Source organism: Teredinibacter turnerae T7901, from assembly GCF_000023025.1.
GTDB lineage: Bacteria > Pseudomonadota > Gammaproteobacteria > Pseudomonadales > Cellvibrionaceae > Teredinibacter > Teredinibacter turnerae_B.
This window is the reverse complement of sequence record NC_012997.1, coordinates 310,482-327,059: the sequence shown is the minus strand read 5'-3', so window position 1 is coordinate 327,059 and position 16,578 is coordinate 310,482. Positions and strand designations below refer to the sequence as shown.

Sequence of the window (16,578 nt, the reverse complement as noted above, 5' to 3'; positions counted from 1 at the left end):
TAGCAATTGAAAATTGATTACCTAACCAGTTAACCAACCGATCAACTAACTGATTACCTGATTGATTACCGATTAAAAGGAACGCGACCCGGCGTAAAGCTAATCAAACGTGTAAGTCAGGCTGATGCCCGGGGCAGATACACTTTGGTCATCCAGCTTAAAATAATTATAGGTCAGGCCAAGCGCGACCTTCTCAGTGATATCCACAGTACAACCAACACCAGCAAACGGATCGACGCCGCTGGTGCTCGCACTAATATCACTGCCACTCACGCTCACTTTTGATTTCCAGGTATAGATCCCCACATCCGCATAGAGATTGACCCGGTTAAATGGGTTTACATGGGCACGGCCGCCGTAAACAACGCCATTGCCCATTTTGGCGAACGACTCGCGCAACCCGTCTTCGATCACATCGTCGTCCTCGGCTGGGAACGCCATATCCAGTTCACCCTCGCCCAAATCCACGAAGCCAACATAACCTGCAAAATGCGGGGTGAACTGTATACCGACTTTTACCAGATACCCGCTGGAATCTGCATCGTATGCTTCCAGGTTGGCATCAATGCCCTCAGCAGCCAGATCCTTCATAAAACCGCTTTCATCCTGGCTCGAAGACGTTTGCAACAGCGAGGCTTCCACAAAAATCGGTTGCGCTTGCGCGCGGCTGTGCTGCGGCAACAGACCAACCGCAAACACCACTGCAACAATCGGCAGCGCGCGCGCGTTTAACGCGCGTAACGCCACCGCCATAAGCAACAACACCAACAAGCCCGCGCCCAACGAACCACCACCAGCGTGCAGCTTACGCGTGTTCTGGGTGCCGACACCGCCCGGGTCAACCACCGCATTGTTGGCTTCACCGTCTGCATCGTTAGGGCCGCCATCTTCGATGGTTAATTGCACGCACCAGTCGCCTTCGTTCAAACCAGACCGGTAAGCTGCGTCGCCCGGAGGCGGACACAGGCCTTCGCTACCCGGTGCTGAGTGGAGCCGGTTGTTTGCATCTTCAACGAAATTCCGCCACTGGCCATTGGTGAATTTACGGTATACCGCACCCGCCGGAAGTTGCGAGATCTGCGGAATCACCACACTCACTTCCTGACCCGCTAGCGGCAAGTCTTCCATATCGAAATCGAATACGAAGTCCATGCTGTAGTTGGGGTCTGGGTTGATACCCTCCATTGCCACCAAATCGTCCGATGCTAAGCGTGAACCGCCCTGCGTTTGCTGCATAGCGAACTCACCCAGGCGACAGCGCACACCCGGATCGCATTCCATAAGGAAGTGTGTACTGTCGTCCAACACTTCTGGCAGCACGTTTGGCAGTGATATGTTATCCAGATAGTCAGCAATACCATCACCGTCGGCGTCACCCGTACCTTCGCTCGCATCGTCATTGCCGTCACCATCGCTATCGGTCGCGCTGCTCAACACGGGTAAGCTGGACACTACTTTGAAATTCAGAGAGGCGCTACTGGAAGCACCGGCGGCGTCAGTGACCTGAACTTTGATTTTGTGAACGCCAAGACTCAGCTCGGCAGCACTCAAGCGCAGCTCATCGCCACTACTGCCCGGGCCAATACCTAGGCTCGTACTGCTCCACACCAGGCTATAAGTGTCGTCGACATTTGTATCGGTTACATCCGCAGTAATCACCACGTCACCAGCCGATGGTTGTACCAGGATGGTCGGTTTGTTGTTCTGAGTCAGCTGCAAAGCGATGGTCGGAGCAACGTTACTTTCCTGCAACGTTAACTGGAACGCATCACTGGTACCCGCGTTTATGTCGAACATATCCGCGTCGAAACCGTCGAGTAAATCTTCATTGTCGCTGGTACGGTCGTCCAGGCGCACGATCAGCGTTTCGTCGCCTTCAGTCACCCCATCGGCGACGGTGTTAAAGCTGAATGCGACTTCCGTCTCCCCGTCTTCGAAAGTAACTGTGCCGTTCTGCAGACTGTGGTCATCGCTGTCTGCCGTGCTCGACGAATCGATCACGTAGGGCACTGTAAACGGATAGACTGGCGCCTCACCATTCAACAGAACCTTCACGGTCACAGTCGCCCCTTCCGCAGCAAACTGGTTTTTACTTAAGGACACCAGCGGACGCACATACACCTGTTGTTGCGCCACAGAGCTGTTGCCCATAAAGTCTTCCGCGCGCCACTGCACGGTATGCAGCCCCGGCGCCAGAGTGAATTTGCCATTTTGCAGATTCACCGCCACCGGGTTACAGCAATCGCTGCCATCGACATTGTCTGTGGCAAGCGCGTTCCGCGCCGCATCAATACTCGTCTGCTCCGCATTCGCGGCCAGGCTCAACAACTGCTGCAGGCTTACATCAGTAAACAGGCCGGTTGCGTCCACGATAATATCGGCAGGTGCGGTCAGTTCCGGTGCGGTCACATCGCGGTAGTCCAACGGATCGGTTGGATCTGTACCGTCGACTCCTTCCTGGTAGTCGGTCAAGGTGTCACCATCGCTATCAACCGCATCGATAACGGTCACACTAAATGCCGGTAGCTGCTGTGAGCTAAAGCCATCGCTGACCCCAATCACAATATCGGTGTGAGTACCCACATCTGCCAGAGCTGGCGTACCAGTTAAAGTGCCGGTTGCGGGACTGAAGGTCATCCAGGACGGTACACCAGTCGCGCTAAAAGTCAGCGGGAAGTTGGCATCACCGACCGTCACCTCGGGCGTAAAGCTATAGACCTGCGCTTCCAGCACCTCGGTCTCTGGCGCGCCTCCGATTACAGGCGCGGCAGCCGGCTTGAAGCTCACGGATACCGTTGCTTCGCTGGAGACCGCGCCAGCATCATCGCCCACCGTATACGCGAAGCTGTCGCCTGCTTGTGCGTCCAGGCTGCTGTTTGGCGTGTAACTGAGACTGCCCTCGTTATTGTTAACCAGGGTGCCCTGGGTCGGCGCAACCGTAATGATGATACTGGCGATATCCAGGGTGCCGTCCACATCGCTATCGTTTACCAGCACGTTCAGGGGACTTGCGCCATTGGTTACCACAACGAAGCTGTCGTCTTCCGCCACCGGCGCATCATTCACCGCAGTAACTGACAAGCTGACCGTCGCCAGGTTCGATACCAGCCCGTTGTTGTCCGCTACCGTGTAGGTAAAGCTGTCGTCACCGGCGTAGTCGCTGAACGGCGTATACATGATGGTTCCGTTATCGAACAGCGCCATGCCCGACGCCGGTTCGTCGACAATCGCAATGGTTGCGCTGTTAAGCGTGCCATCAATGTCGATGTCGTTACCCAACACGTTTATCGACAGGCTCGCATCTTCCAGCAACACGACCGCATCGTTAGCGGCGACCGGTGCGTCATTCACGGCAGTAACAGTAATACTCACCGTTGCCGCGGCGGACAGTGCATCGTCATCATCGCGTACCGTATAGCTGAAACTGTCTGTGCCAAAGTAGTTGGCCGCCGGAGTGTAAGTCACCCTACCTGTAGTCGCGTCGACAACTGCGGTGCCGTGGGTTGCGCCAGCAACCACGTTCACACTGGTAGCGACCAGGGTGCCGTCGTCGTCGCTGTCATTGGCCAGAACGTCGATCACCTGTGCGATATCTTCCGCGGTGGTCACGCTGTCATCGACTGCAGTAGGCGCAGTGTTGGGGTCAATCACACTGATCGACACCGTTGCCGGAGCCGAAACACCGCTGTTGCTGTCGGCAATGGTGTAGGTAAAACTGTCCGCGCCAAAGAAGTCCAGGTTCGGGGTGTAATCCACCTTGCCGGCGTTCACTACGGCAGTACCGTGCGCCGCAGGCGACACAATCACGATGGTATTCACATCAGGCACATCACCAAGATCGACGTCACTGTCATTGGCCGCAACATCGATGGTTGTCGCCACGTTCATGATGGTTGCGCCGGTATCGTCGCTGGCCACCGGAATGTCGTTGACGGATGTCACGGTGATAGCCACCGCCGCCGCAGCGGAAACCGCCGTGCTTTGATCCTGAACCGTATAAGTGAAGCTATCGCTACCGTAGTAGTCAGTCGCTGGGGTGTAGGTGATTTTGCCATTGACGGTATTCACACTGGTACTGCCGTGCATCGGCTGGGTCACCACGATCACGCTGGCCGCGTTGATGGCGTCGTCACTGTCGAAATCATTCGCGAGTACGTCGACAGTCACCGGCGTATCTTCGTTGGTGGTCGCGCTGTCGTCACTGGTCAGCGGTGCATCGTTGCTGGGTGCAACGGTAAAGGCAAAAGTCAGCGGTGTAGACACATTGCCAAGTGCATCGGCAAGCGTAAATGCCACCGTGTCGCTGGTGGTCTCACCCCCGTCGTGGTCGTAGGTCAAAAGCCCATTAACCAGATCGGCCTGGGTGAAAGTGCCATTGGCGGCTAAGGCGTTGCCGCTGCGGTAAAGCGTACCGTTGCTGGCGGCTGCCGTGAGCGTGAAGGTGATTTGCCCCGCGGCACTCAGGTTGTCTGTCGCGCTCAGTGCACTCGCGGTGACGGCCACACCCGTGTCACCTTCTGTTAGCGCTACGCCCAGGTTAGTGGCCAGGGTTGGCGCACTGGCATCGATAGTGAAGCTGCTCAGGGTTAGCGCGCTGCTGATATTACCGCTGGCGTCAGCTACGGTGAGGGTACAGTCACTGTATGTGCCATCGGCGAGCGCAGACATGTTATCCGGCTGGGTCAACACCAGTGCCGTATTGCCACTGGTCACGGCGCCCTCACTGGCACTGCCACAACTGCCGCCTACGCTTAGGGTGCCCGCTTCACTGCTGGAAATAGTGATGCCAGGCGCGGTGTTGTTGGTTGGCGTCGAGACCTGTGACACCTCCGCCAGCACAGGTACCAAGGTGTCGACCAGGAAGCTGCTCAAGGTCAGCGGCGTGCTCACATTGCCTGCGGCATCCGTCACAGTCACCGTACAATCGCTGTAAGTACCGTCGGCGAGCGGCGCGGTGTTATCGGTTTGGGTCAGGGTAATTGTGGTATTGCCAAGCCCAACAGCACCTTCGTCTCCACTACCACAACTGCCGCCCACGGCCAGAATACCTGCTTCGCCGAGTGTCAGCGTCACATCCGGCGTGCTGTCGTTACCCGGCGTGACCACCTGGGTCAGTTCGCTGACACTCGGCGCTAACAGATCGATCTCGAAACTCGATAGCGCCAGAGATGCACTGCTGTTACCTGCTGCGTCAGTCACTGTCAGGGTACAGTCGCTGTAGGTACCATCAACAAGGTCAGACACATTATTCGATTGCAGCAAGGTGATCGTATGGCTGCCGGAGGCAATTGCACCTTCACTGGCGCTGCCACAGCTGCCACCGACCGCCAGGGTACCGGCTTCGTCAGTGGTGAAGGTCACGCTCGGCGAAGCGTCATTGCCCAATGCGGCTACAGCAGTGGTTTCCGCCAGTTGCGGCAAAACCGCATCAACCAGCACACCGGATAGGCTGCCTACCGACGCAAGCGTTGTCGTCGCGCCATTGCCTACAGCATCACTGATGGTGCCTGAAGCCAGATCAATAGAAGCTGCAAGCGCCACACCGTCAGTGTCGAGGTCGCCACTTTGAACGGTATAACGGAATACCGCCGCAGCGCTGCCGGAACCCGATAAATAGCTCGCGTATCGCGTACTGCTGCCAATTGTTAACGATAACCGTGGCGTACCTGCGTTGGTATCAACCGTGACGGCCTCGCTGAAATTCACCATGAAATCCAGGTTATTTCCGGCGATGTAGGTAGCGTTTGCGGGAACACTAACCGACCCTACAGCGGGTGCAATATCGTCGACTAACGCGAACCCGCTACCATTGGTGACCGCGCTGGTCGTACCCATTTGGGTATCAGACCCGCCCACCGATAAATCCGTGTCGCCATCCAGGCTCAGGATGACCGTGTGGCCGTGGGTGAGCGAACTGGCATCGGTCACATAGGCCGACACCGCATAGGTTTCATCGTTGCCGTCGGTAATCGAAATGGCGAGGCTGGAAAAAGTAACGGTATCGTTAAGCGCGCTGTAAGTGCCGATTACATCAACCGCGTCAGGCCCATTCAGCACAAAACGGATATTGCCGCGTTCGGCGTCGGTACTGGTACCGCTCACGTGCAACACAACTTGGGACACAGTCAGCGGTAGCGCATCTGTAGCGCCGCCATCACGCAGGATAAAATCCAATGCACCAATCGCTTCGCCACTGGTGTCCGCACTAAAATTCAATACCGTCGCTTCTGCAGTGGCACCCGTTAACAGGTCGCCATCCGAATCAAATTGCGGCAGTACTGCAATGGAAAGACTTTGCGTGTCGTTCGTGAGATTCGAACAACAGGTGTTACTTACCGTGAAGCTCGCATTCTCCTCCGTGCTGGGCGTACCGGAAATGACACCGGTAGAGCTGTTAAGGCCCAACCCCGCGGGCAAACTGCCAGCGGTAACCGACCAGAGGTCCGAGCCGTCACCACCGGTAGATACGAGAGTGGCTGAATATGCACTACCTACGCGACCACCGACCAAAGAGGTAGTCGTGATACTCAGTGGGTTATACACGTTGACGGTTTGCGTCGCTGTTGCCGTTGTGGTGTTGGTATCGGTTACGGTTACGGTAAACGGGTAAGCGCCAACCGTTATCGGGGTGCCATCAATAGCACCCGTGCTGGTGTTCAGTGTCATTCCCGCCGGCAGCGAGCCGCTGGTAACCGCGTATGAGTATGGGGCAACACCGCCAGTTGGCGTAATGGAATTACTGTAGCTGCTGCCAACAATCGCCGTGGTTTGACTGACCCCGCTGGCTGACAGGGCCGGGCGCCAGGTAATCACCATGTCAGCCGTGTCGGCGCCATCGGTAGCCCGAATCGTCACCGTATAGACGGCCGTGGACGTGGGGATGCCCGAATAAGCCGTACACAGCTTACCCGAGCCCGGGCAGGGCCCCGCATTATGAAAATTTATGCCGGGAGGGTGAGAACCGGAGATTTCCTGCACCGCGCTGATCGGATGGTTGTCGTAATCTACATCGGTCTCGATATAGATCACGCCAATGTTTTGGCCTTGAACGTAATCAATCGTTTTGGTGGAACCCTCCTGCCAGGCCAGTGCCAACGCATTACTGCTCGCAGCAATAGTGATAAGGACGATAAAAGCTTTGCTAAGAGCAGTGAAAATTTGCCACAGCCGGGCGGGTACAACGAATTCTTTTCGCATAGAAGATTTGCCACTAAGGTTTGATAAATGACGCGCAATTAAACAGACTAAAGTAAAGCAACAGGTATGGCTCTTCGCAAATCAAGCAGGCAAAAAAAACCGGCGCCCCAGTTTGGGGGCACTCCGTAAATCGACAATTTGCCCCGTTAAATCAGGGCTTAACAGTTCTACGCATTCAGCAATACCTGATGCGCAGACCGGTGTTGTGTATACGCAAAAAAGCCCTGTACTGATCGGTACAGGGCTTTTTTTGTAACGAAGGAAGGAGTACGTCAATTCTGGGTCCGGGGCCTGTTGCCCCTAATTGAGTTCGCCCAATTGCGAAGGCTCGAATGGGATCAAATCGGAGAAGCGCCCCTCTTTAACTTTTTGTACCCAGTGGGGATCGCTAATTAGCGCGCGCCCGACAGCGATTAAATCGAACTCACCCTTATCCATGCGACTCAGCAGTTTATCGATAGCCGCGACACCCGCACTCTCGCCACTGAATGTCGACATCACATCATTGTTTAAACCCACCGAGCCCACGCTGATGGTGGCCTTGCCAGTCAGCTTTTTCGCCCAACCGGCGAAGTTCAAGCCATCTTCACCGTCGATGTCCACAAATTCCGGCTCCCAGTAACGGCGCTGCGAACAGTGGAATATATCAACACCTGCATCGGCGAGCGGGGTCAGCCAGGCAGCCATATCGTCTGGTGTGGGAGCCAGTTTTACCGTGTAGTCCTGCTGCTTCCACTGGCTGAGCCGCAAAATGACCGGGAAGTCATCGCCCACTGCCTGGCGCACGGCTTTAACCACCTCCACTGCGAACCTGGACCGCTCCACCAGACTTGCACCACCCCAGGCGTCGGCACGCTGGTTGGTTTTATCCCAGAAAAATTCGTCGATCAGATAACCGTGTGCACCGTGAATTTCCACCACATCAAACCCTGCGGCTTTGGAATCCGCTGCGGAGCGTGCAAACGCAGCAATTGCATCGGCGATATCCGCGTCTGTCATGGCCACACCACGCGGTGCGTCTGGCGCCATCAAACCTGAAGGCGACTCCGGCGATTGTGCCGGTTCCCAGCCTGACTGCCCGGGCATCGCCCCCACATGCCACAGCTGTGGACCAATGCGGCCGCTGGCCGCGTGCACCGCGTCGACCACTGTACGCCAACCACCCATAGCCGCCTCACCATAAACAAACGGGATGTGCTGCTCGTTGCGCGACGCCGGGCGGTCAATCACAGTGCCCTCGGTAAGGATCAAACCCACGTCACCCTCTGCGCGGCGCTGGTAGTAAGCCGCGTTCTTTTCATTTGGTACACCCTCAGGCGCCATATTGCGGGTCATGGGTGCCATAACAATACGATTTTTTAATTCGAGGCTGCCGATTTTCAGCGGTTCAAAGAGCACGCTGTCAGCTAATGTTGTTTCACTCATACTACGACCTTTCCAACGGTTGAATAGACGGACGCTAAGTATCATATGTATACTTAGTGTCAATTAGGCACTAATTATTCACCAAGTCACCTGGAGGTAACCTGTCTTGCAGGAAAAGAATTATTTTTCGGTGGAATGCCCATCAAGAGCGATCTTTTCTGAGATCGCGGACAAGTGGTCAATGATGATTCTATCGGTGTTAGAGAGTCAGCCACGACGCTTCAACGATATTAAACGCCGCCTGGAAGGCGTATCACAAAAATCACTCACTCAATCCCTTCGCAAGCTCGAACGAAACGGTATACTCGAGCGCACAGTCATCAGCTCCTCGCCAGTGAGCGTGGAGTACAGCCTCACGCCACTGGGGCAATCGCTGCTTGGCCCATTCAAAACCTTATACCTGTGGATTGTGGATAATGTAGGCGAGGTCTACGAAGCCCGGCAACTGTTCGATGCAAGACAAACGGATTGACCACTCCCAATTGAGTAGAGGAATAACAGTATGGATGGCTCCACCACTAATGATGCTGTATTACAAACCACTCGCACCTACCCTTGGCCTGCGGACACAATTTATCAGGCCTTCGCCGACCCGGAGCGGCTGGCAAAATGGTGGGGCCCCAACGGTTTCAGCAACACATTTGAGACCTTTGGCTTTGCCGAAGGTGGTGAATGGCGTTACACAATGCACAGCCCAGATGGACAGGATTTCAAAAACGTCTGCGTCTTTGTCGAGCTCATTCCAGCGGAAAAGCTGGTAATTAAACATGACTCAGCACCCCGCTTCACCCTGACTATCACGCTCGAAGAAAGCAATAACCAGACCCTGCTTACCTGGACACAAAAATTTGAGGACCCGCAGGTTGCCAGCGCAGTTCGCCACCTGGCTGAGCCCGGAAATGAGCAAAATCTGGATCGGCTGGGTGAGAATTTAAATCGTTCGGCATAAAATCGGCGTAAATATTACGAGTACATTTCTCCGCTGGCGCCCAGCACGATTGCTGCTCCCACTCGCGCTCAAAATCAGTTTCATCTATTCACAACTAGTGCGATTCGAAGCACTAAGCTCCCAAGCATACAAATCGCATGCTGATTAACCTAGTGATTCCTATACCCAAAAATAAAAAATTAACGCGTTCCACAGTTCTGGCAACTTAGTCATTTCACTATAGCTCAACGGAAATACCATTGAGGCTCACAGGCACCAGCCGTGCGTTTTTTATAAAAACTGATAGACTCAACTTAGTATTTATAGAAGCGCTTGCTATTAGAGATATTGGGTTCGATAAATCTTGAACGACATCAATTCTTTTGGCGCTCGCCAAATAGTGGATAACAATTTACGTCACTAAAATGCCTCACAATTCTTTCTGCTATGAAAGAAATATTGGTCAATTTTTTTGGCCTCTCAGGCTCACTTCCTGAGCCATGAAAAGTTTTTGTTAAAAACTCTGAGCAAAAATACATCCAAAGCGGGAGCACTTCTATGAAATTTCCTTGCAAAATGGTGTCAGCTATCTGTTTGTTTTTTATTTCCTTTGATGCACTCTGTGGAACTCTGGTAATGACCACGCCAATTTCCGGCGGCCGTTGGGGCAACCAGGCTCCGGGGACTCATCCTACTTATATGTATGCACGTTCAGTTGACGTTTATGTGCCGCTCGATCAAGGGACGGTCCACGCGGTCCGACTTTCCAGCTACTCGCACTACGCTTATGACGACGGATTTTATTTTAAAGTAGACTGGATTGGTGCGAGCTGTAATACGGGCAATGCAGGCACTTCGATAAAATCTAGGAACCTCTGATTAACCTAGTGATACCTCTGGCTTACAGGAATTTAACGTGAGTAGGCGCGTGAGCGAGGCGTGCTGGTTGCACGGTGAACGAGCGCAACACCCTCAGGTTAAATTCCTGTAAGCCCCGTAGGGCGCGGCCTGCGGCGATCATTTGTGGCGTTGCCTTTCTTATTAAGGACTAAGGCCATTAACTGCGAAAGGCGCCTAACAACTAATCGCCGCAGGTCACGCAGAGAAATTACTAGGTTAATAAGAGGTTCCTTAGGTTTATAACAGTTCCAATACACTGGTAGGCTACGTCGCATACTCACACTTAAACAATGTGCCAGCTTCAATCACCCAGGGAGCTATTCTGTACTGGTGGGAACAGCCTCTAATCGGCTACACCAAAAAATGGAGCAACGGCGCCTGCTGGTCGATTTCTGGAGACAACGCAACGCATGTACATATGGAATGGCAAGCGGGTAACTACGCTGTCAGTGAATATGTATACCAAGCTTATCAGCCAATTGACTGGGGTGTAATGAGCTTTAGCAAATACGACTAGCGCGCTCTTGGAGCTAAAATTTCCCACTTGCAAACACCAAAAAGCCCGGAATTGGATTCCGGGCTCTAGCTGAAAAGACTCTCTCACTAATCGATCACGTCAATTTATTAACTTGCCTAGGAAAACTGCCAAGTTAACAGGCGGCACTAGAAAGCAGCACCATTGCCGAAACGCAAGGTAAGCCCTTCAAATATTATAAAAATCACCTGTTTTCGCCAACGATTCAAAAAAGTGTAATAACTATAAATGGGATCATTTATGTAATTACAGGGTTATTAGCGACAGACTTTCCAATCGGAGAAATTCACTCCCCAAAACTTCCCGCCGCGCCTGGAAAGACCACTGGGCTTTCAAAGCCGTCTTTGCTCACACTGGCCACGCAAAAAAAATAATTGTCGATCACAATATTCTCCAGGGTAAATTCGGTCACATCGCCCACGAAGCGGGAATATTGCCATTGCGGTGCATCGGTGTAGCGCCAGTAAATTTTATAACCGGCAAGATTGGGGTTTTGTTTTTTATTCAGCGCTGTCCAGGATAGTGTCGTACTGGGTTGCACGGCACCTTTGATAGTGACACCACTGGGTGGGTTCGGCGCCCAGGCCATGGATGCAAGACTCACCGCATTGAGCGCGGTAAGTTTGGCCGCGTAAGGAAAATTTACCCCCTCGATAGTATCGCCGTAGGCAATACCATTTTCGGTGCGAATATCCTGGTGCTGGCGATTGTAGTTTTCGTTGGTTTCCATAATGCGCACACCGGGAAAGCCGAGATCGTTAAACGGCTTGTGATGACCGCCCCGACCAAAGCGGTCCAGGCGATAGATCACCATGGTATCCAGATTGGGGATATAGGTATCCGCCATTTTGTCTATGTAACGTGCGAGGTTGCGGCTGGGGGAATCCACTTCGCCACCGGTGTAGCGGCGAGTAGTCGCCTCTTCCGGTGTTTCTGTGTGTCGGGTGCCTTCGGCAAATATGCGCGCTGTTGTGTTATCGATAACACCGTTAATGCCCTCGATGTTGCCGATCATATCGTTATTAAGCACCGCTTTAATTCGCCAGCCATCTTTCTGCGCTTGCGCGGCCATAATTTTGCCGCCGAACAGCCCCTGCTCTTCACCGGCCAGCGCGGCATACACAATAGAGCCCTGGAAGCGATACTGACTCAGCACCCGCGCAGTTTCCAGCACCCCGGCGACGCCGGACGCATTGTCGTTGGCACCGGGCGCGTCGCTGGTTGCGTTCATCACATCGGTAACCCGCGAATCAATATCGCCAGACATAATTACATAGCGACCGGGGTCGGTAACCCCGCGCTGCACCGCAATCACACTGACGACTTCAACAGGGTCTGGAATACGTGTCTCACCAGATACAGTTTCGGATTGATAGTAAACCTCGATGCAGCCACCACACGCCGCTGAAATCTTGTCGAACTCGTTTTTAATCCAGCGACGGGCAGCGCCGATCCCGCGAGTATCCGAGGCAGTTTCGGACGCGGTATGGCGAGTGCCAAACCCCACAAGAGTGCGAACATCCTGCTCGATATGAACTGCAGACACTTCAGCAGCAATAGTGTGTAATTCATCCGTATTTACGCGAGAGACCTTTTCCTTGGCGTGAACGGGCAGCGCCAAAAGCGCACCAATGACGATAAATCGCAGACGGAAAACCATCGAATTACCTCTTCGGATTAAATAGCCATGTAAGAATGGCGAAACAGGAAACAACAACATAGGAACAGCGCCACAGCGCTGCGGGACGGACCTGCGAGCTTGGCGGCAACCGAATACATCCGCTGCCGCCAAGCACGAATTAATTAATTACAATCAATAGTTGACCGCAAATCCATGCCATGTAGGTGCCCACGGCATAGCCCAGCACCGCCAGCAAAATACCCACCGGCGCCAACGCGGGGTGAAATGCTGCGGCAACCACGGGTGCAGACGCCGCACCACCCACATTCGCCTGGCTACCCACCGCCATGAAAAACAGCGGTGCTCGCAGCAACTTCGCCATCAGTAACATGAGCCCGGCATGACAGAACATCCAGATAAAGCCAATCACAAAATATATTGGCGTTTCAAAAATCGCCATTAAATTCATATGGGTGCCGATTGTGGCCACCAGAATGTAAAGCATGGCTGAGCCCAACCGCGACGCACCAGCGGCTTCCAAATGGCGGGCACGGGTAAATGACAGGGCAATACCAATGGTGGAGGCAATCACCACCATCCAGAAAAAACGTGAGTGCAAACTAAACCGGGCGAGACCCGGATAATTCTCTTGTAAATAGGGCGCAATGAGGTCGGCGCAGAAATGCGATAAACCGGTAACACCAAAGCCCACGGCGACAATGATCATCACATCGTTGAGCGTGGGAATGCGCGCATTTTCCGCCTGATATTTGGCAATGGATTCCTGCAACTGCACAATTGCAGTGGTATCGGCGCCGTTGCGGCGGTCGATGCCTTTGCTCTTCGCCGCCAACGTTAGTAGCACTGCCATCCAGAGGTTTGCAACAATCACGTCCACCGCAACCCAGGCGGAAAAAACATCGTTACCAACTGCGTAAATTTCCTTCATCGCCGCCTGGTTAGCACCGCCGCCAATCCAACTGCCTGCCACCGTGGTCATACCGCGCCAGACCGCATCCGGCCCGTTGTTGCCAATTAATTCCGGCGAAACCCACGAAATAACCAGCAGCGCAATAGGCCCGCCAATCACCACACCAAAAGTGCCGGTGAAAAATAAAATCAGCGCTTTGGGCCCCAGCCGCAGGATTTGCCGAATATCGACACTGATCACAAACAGCACCAGAGTAGTCGGCAGGAGATAACGGGAGGCGACGAAATACAACTGACTGTGATCACCGTCAATCACACCCAAGGTGTTCAACAGCGACGGCAGGAAATAACAGAGCAGAATGGCGGGGACAACAGAATAAAACTTGCGAAATACGGGATGGTTGCTTTGCGTGCTAAAAAAAACTGCGCCGAGAATCACAGTCAGCAGGCCGAGCACCGTGGCATCGTTGGTAAACAGTGGAGCTTGCATAAGGATGAACTATTCTAAAAATGTATAACCTGGGTATTAAGCCTGAATTTAGAAAAAATTTCATGTCCACTGCTCAATCGTTGTTGATGTGGAAAATCCAGAATGACGCGTATTGGCACTTTTTATGTATATCATCCCTCATCAATTCATTCAAAGCGTTACCACTGGTTTGCAACATGCGTTATAGCTACACCCTGGGCAGCACCCGCTACCACTTTACCAACCTCGCGGAATTGATGGCCAAGGCCACGCCCGCACGGGCAGGCGACCGGCTTGCCGGCGTAATCGCGCACACAGCACAAGAACGGGTAATTGCCCAAATGGCATTGGCCGACGTACCGCTAAAAAATTTCCTCAATGAAGCACTGGTGCCTTATGAAGAGGATGAAGTTACCCGGCTGATTATTGATACCCACAGCGCAGATGCATTCGCACCTATCTCCCATTTTACCGTCGGCGATTTTCGCAACTGGTTACTCAGTGATGCCGCCGACGGCGCAACCCTGGCGCAAATTCGCCCGGGCCTCACGCCAGAAATGGTCGCTGCGGTCAGCAAAATCATGCGCAATCAGGATCTGATTCTGGTCGCCAAGAAATGCCAGGTAACCACCGCTTTTCGCAACACTATCGGTCTGCCCGGCCGCTTTTCCACACGCTTGCAGCCGAATCATCCGACCGATGACAGCACCGGTATCGCGGCGAGTATCCTCGACGGTTTGATGTACGGTAGTGGCGACGCGGTAATCGGCATAAATCCAGCGACAGATAATCTGGCGCAATGCCAAAACCTGCTGCACATGCTCGATGAGATTATTCAGCGCTACCAGATTCCCACTCAATCCTGCGTACTTACCCATGTCACCAACGCTATTGAAGCTATCGAACTGGGCGCGCCGCTCGATCTGGTGTTTCAATCCATCGGCGGCACTGAAGCCACCAACACCAGTTTTGGCTTTAACCTCGCCCACCTCGCCCAGGCGGAAGCAGCGGCACAAAGCCTGGCACGCGGGACTGTGGGCAACAACGTGATGTATTTTGAAACGGGGCAAGGCAGCTCGTTGTCGGCCAACGCCCACTGGGGGCTCGACCAGCAAACCTGCGAAGTCCGCACCTATGCAGTCGCGCGGCAATACAATCCGTTGCTGGTAAATACCGTGGTAGGTTTTATCGGTCCGGAATATTTATTCGACGGCAAAGAAATTATTCGCGCAGGGCTGGAAGATCACTGCTGCGGCAAATTGCTCGGACTGCCCATGGGGGTAGACGTGTGTTACACCAACCACGCCCAGGCCGACCAAAACGATATGGATACACTCCTCACCTTGCTCGCCGTAGCTGGCTGCACCTATATTATGGGGATTCCCGGTGCCGACGACATTATGCTGAATTATCAAACCACGTCGTTTCACGATGCGCTCTATGCGCGGCAGGTTCTGGGGTTGCGCGCTGCACCGGAATTCGAAGCCTGGCTGGAAAAAATGCAGATTGTTGAAACCGATCAGCCCGCGAAACTGGTCGATGCCATGCCCGACACTTTCGCCCGCACCCTGGAGCATCTATCCGACAGCGACAGCAGCGACGCGCGCGCGGAGACCGGCCAATGAAACGCCCGCACGTAGTCGCAAACCCCTGGCAGCAGTTGCGTCGATTTACCGATGCCCGCATTGGTCTCGGCCGCGCCGGAACCAGCCTGCCCACCCACGAATTACTCGCCTTCCAATTGGATCACGCACGTGCACAGGACGCCGTTCACCTGCCGCTTGATCTCGCCCGATTGTGTGCCGATCTCAGTGCGCTGCCAGCACTCGCGCCACTGGGTGAGATCGTTCAACTGCGCTCACGCGCTGCAGACCGCAACCAGTATTTGCAGCGCCCGGATTTTGGGCGGCGCCTGCACGAAGATGAGATCCCTCGCTTACACCACCTGAGCAGCAACACCGAGTACGACCTCGCCATCGTGGTCGCCGACGGTCTCTCCTCACAAGCAGTACAACAAAATACTGCCCCTATGTGCGAAGCCCTGTTAAGCGCCCTGCACAACGACGATCAACCCTGGCAGCTGGCGCCAACGTGCGTGGTACAGCAAGGGCGTGTGGCCGTCGGCGATGAAGTCGCCGAGCAATTAAAAGCCAAGGCGGTGGTAGTGCTAATTGGCGAGCGTCCGGGTTTAAGCTCACCGGACAGCCTGGGGATCTATCTCACCTGGCAGCCTAAAGTCGGTCGCCACGACGGTGAGCGAAATTGCATCTCCAACGTTCGCCCGCAGGGGTTAAGTTTCAGCGAAGCTGCCCGCCGCTTGTTATACCTGTTAAAGGAATCCCGTCGCTTGCAGTTGAGTGGCGTCGACCTGAAAGATCGCACCACAAGTGACACCTCAACTATCCAGAATGGTGCAAAAAATTTCCTGCTGCCAAGTTAATTGGTTGCGCGACAATAATTTTTAATTAACCCGTGCAATGTTTTTTTCGGGTCTACACTGCAAAAACACCGTTTTTTTTCGGGTTATCACTCAGAAAAATAATTGTCGCCTCAATCAACACAATTGGCACCCT

10 protein-coding genes are annotated in these 16,578 nt (G+C 53.9%); 6 read left to right on the top strand and 4 right to left on the bottom strand.

All coding sequences use genetic code 11. From position 1 onward, the window contains the following. Positions 1-99: 99 nt before the first annotated feature. Together TERTU_RS01380 and TERTU_RS01375 are read right to left on the bottom strand one after the other, a co-directional pair. On the bottom strand, positions 100-7,197 hold the full coding sequence (locus TERTU_RS01380; RefSeq protein WP_015816821.1) for a tandem-95 repeat protein: 7,098 nt from the start codon (positions 7,195-7,197) through the stop codon (positions 100-102). Between the two features lie 300 nt (positions 7,198-7,497). Further along, on the bottom strand, positions 7,498-8,622 hold the full coding sequence (locus TERTU_RS01375) for an NADH:flavin oxidoreductase (RefSeq protein ID WP_015820243.1): 1,125 nt from the start codon (positions 8,620-8,622) through the stop codon (positions 7,498-7,500). Between the two features lie 130 nt (positions 8,623-8,752). Here TERTU_RS01375 and TERTU_RS01370 point away from each other — a divergent pair, with 130 nt between their 5' ends. The 4 genes from TERTU_RS01370 to TERTU_RS01355 all read left to right on the top strand — a co-directional run bounded on the left by TERTU_RS01370 (position 8,753) and on the right by TERTU_RS01355 (position 10,967). Continuing rightward, positions 8,753-9,094, top strand: a complete 342-nt coding sequence (locus TERTU_RS01370; protein ID WP_228378336.1) for a winged helix-turn-helix transcriptional regulator — start codon at positions 8,753-8,755, stop codon at positions 9,092-9,094. A gap of 30 nt (positions 9,095-9,124) precedes the next feature. Continuing rightward, positions 9,125-9,571: an SRPBCC family protein gene (locus TERTU_RS01365; protein ID WP_015819738.1), complete on the top strand. Its 447-nt coding sequence runs from the start codon at positions 9,125-9,127 to the stop codon at positions 9,569-9,571. A gap of 537 nt (positions 9,572-10,108) precedes the next feature. Continuing rightward, the gene (locus tag TERTU_RS01360) at positions 10,109-10,429 is read left to right on the top strand and encodes a hypothetical protein (RefSeq protein ID WP_228378235.1); all 321 of its coding nucleotides are present in this window, start codon (positions 10,109-10,111) and stop codon (positions 10,427-10,429) included. A gap of 313 nt (positions 10,430-10,742) precedes the next feature. Then, the gene (locus TERTU_RS01355) at positions 10,743-10,967 is read left to right on the top strand and encodes a hypothetical protein (protein WP_228378234.1); all 225 of its coding nucleotides are present in this window, start codon (positions 10,743-10,745) and stop codon (positions 10,965-10,967) included. A 304-nt stretch (positions 10,968-11,271) separates the two neighbouring features. On the opposite strand, the gene TERTU_RS01350 is transcribed toward TERTU_RS01355, so the two are convergent. Next, positions 11,272-12,645, bottom strand: a complete 1,374-nt coding sequence (locus TERTU_RS01350) for a M28 family metallopeptidase (protein WP_015819955.1) — start codon at positions 12,643-12,645, stop codon at positions 11,272-11,274. Positions 12,646-12,784: 139 nt separating this feature from the next. Next, positions 12,785-14,026 carry a DUF819 family protein gene (locus tag TERTU_RS01345; RefSeq protein ID WP_015817532.1) on the bottom strand — a complete coding sequence of 414 codons (1,242 nt, stop codon included), beginning with the start codon at positions 14,024-14,026 and terminating at the stop codon, positions 12,785-12,787. Positions 14,027-14,088: 62 nt separating this feature from the next. Here TERTU_RS01345 and TERTU_RS01340 point away from each other — a divergent pair, with 62 nt between their 5' ends. Beyond that, positions 14,089-15,630 carry an ethanolamine ammonia-lyase subunit EutB gene (locus TERTU_RS01340; RefSeq protein ID WP_275450029.1) on the top strand — a complete coding sequence of 514 codons (1,542 nt, stop codon included), beginning with the start codon at positions 14,089-14,091 and terminating at the stop codon, positions 15,628-15,630. Continuing rightward, entirely contained in the window at positions 15,627-16,445 is an 819-nt protein-coding gene (gene eutC, locus TERTU_RS01335) for an ethanolamine ammonia-lyase subunit EutC (protein WP_015817708.1), read from the top strand. The genes TERTU_RS01340 and eutC overlap by 4 nt, the downstream gene beginning before the upstream one ends. The last annotated feature ends 133 nt before the right edge of the window (positions 16,446-16,578 follow it).

Excerpts from the sequence above, each read along its gene's own strand:
- eutC (WP_015817708.1), top strand. The coding sequence starts at position 15,627 with ATGAAACGCCCGCACGTAGTCGCAAACCCCTGGCAGCAGTTGCGTCGA.
- TERTU_RS01360 (WP_228378235.1), top strand. The coding sequence starts at position 10,109 with ATGAAATTTCCTTGCAAAATGGTGTCAGCTATCTGTTTGTTTTTTATT.
- TERTU_RS01345 (WP_015817532.1), bottom strand. The coding sequence starts at position 14,026 with ATGCAAGCTCCACTGTTTACCAACGATGCCACGGTGCTCGGCCTGCTG.
- TERTU_RS01380 (WP_015816821.1), bottom strand. The coding sequence starts at position 7,197 with ATGCGAAAAGAATTCGTTGTACCCGCCCGGCTGTGGCAAATTTTCACT.
- TERTU_RS01365 (WP_015819738.1), top strand. The coding sequence starts at position 9,125 with ATGGATGGCTCCACCACTAATGATGCTGTATTACAAACCACTCGCACC.
- TERTU_RS01340 (WP_275450029.1), top strand. The coding sequence starts at position 14,089 with ATGTCCACTGCTCAATCGTTGTTGATGTGGAAAATCCAGAATGACGCG.
- TERTU_RS01350 (WP_015819955.1), bottom strand. The coding sequence starts at position 12,645 with ATGGTTTTCCGTCTGCGATTTATCGTCATTGGTGCGCTTTTGGCGCTG.
- TERTU_RS01375 (WP_015820243.1), bottom strand. The coding sequence starts at position 8,622 with ATGAGTGAAACAACATTAGCTGACAGCGTGCTCTTTGAACCGCTGAAA.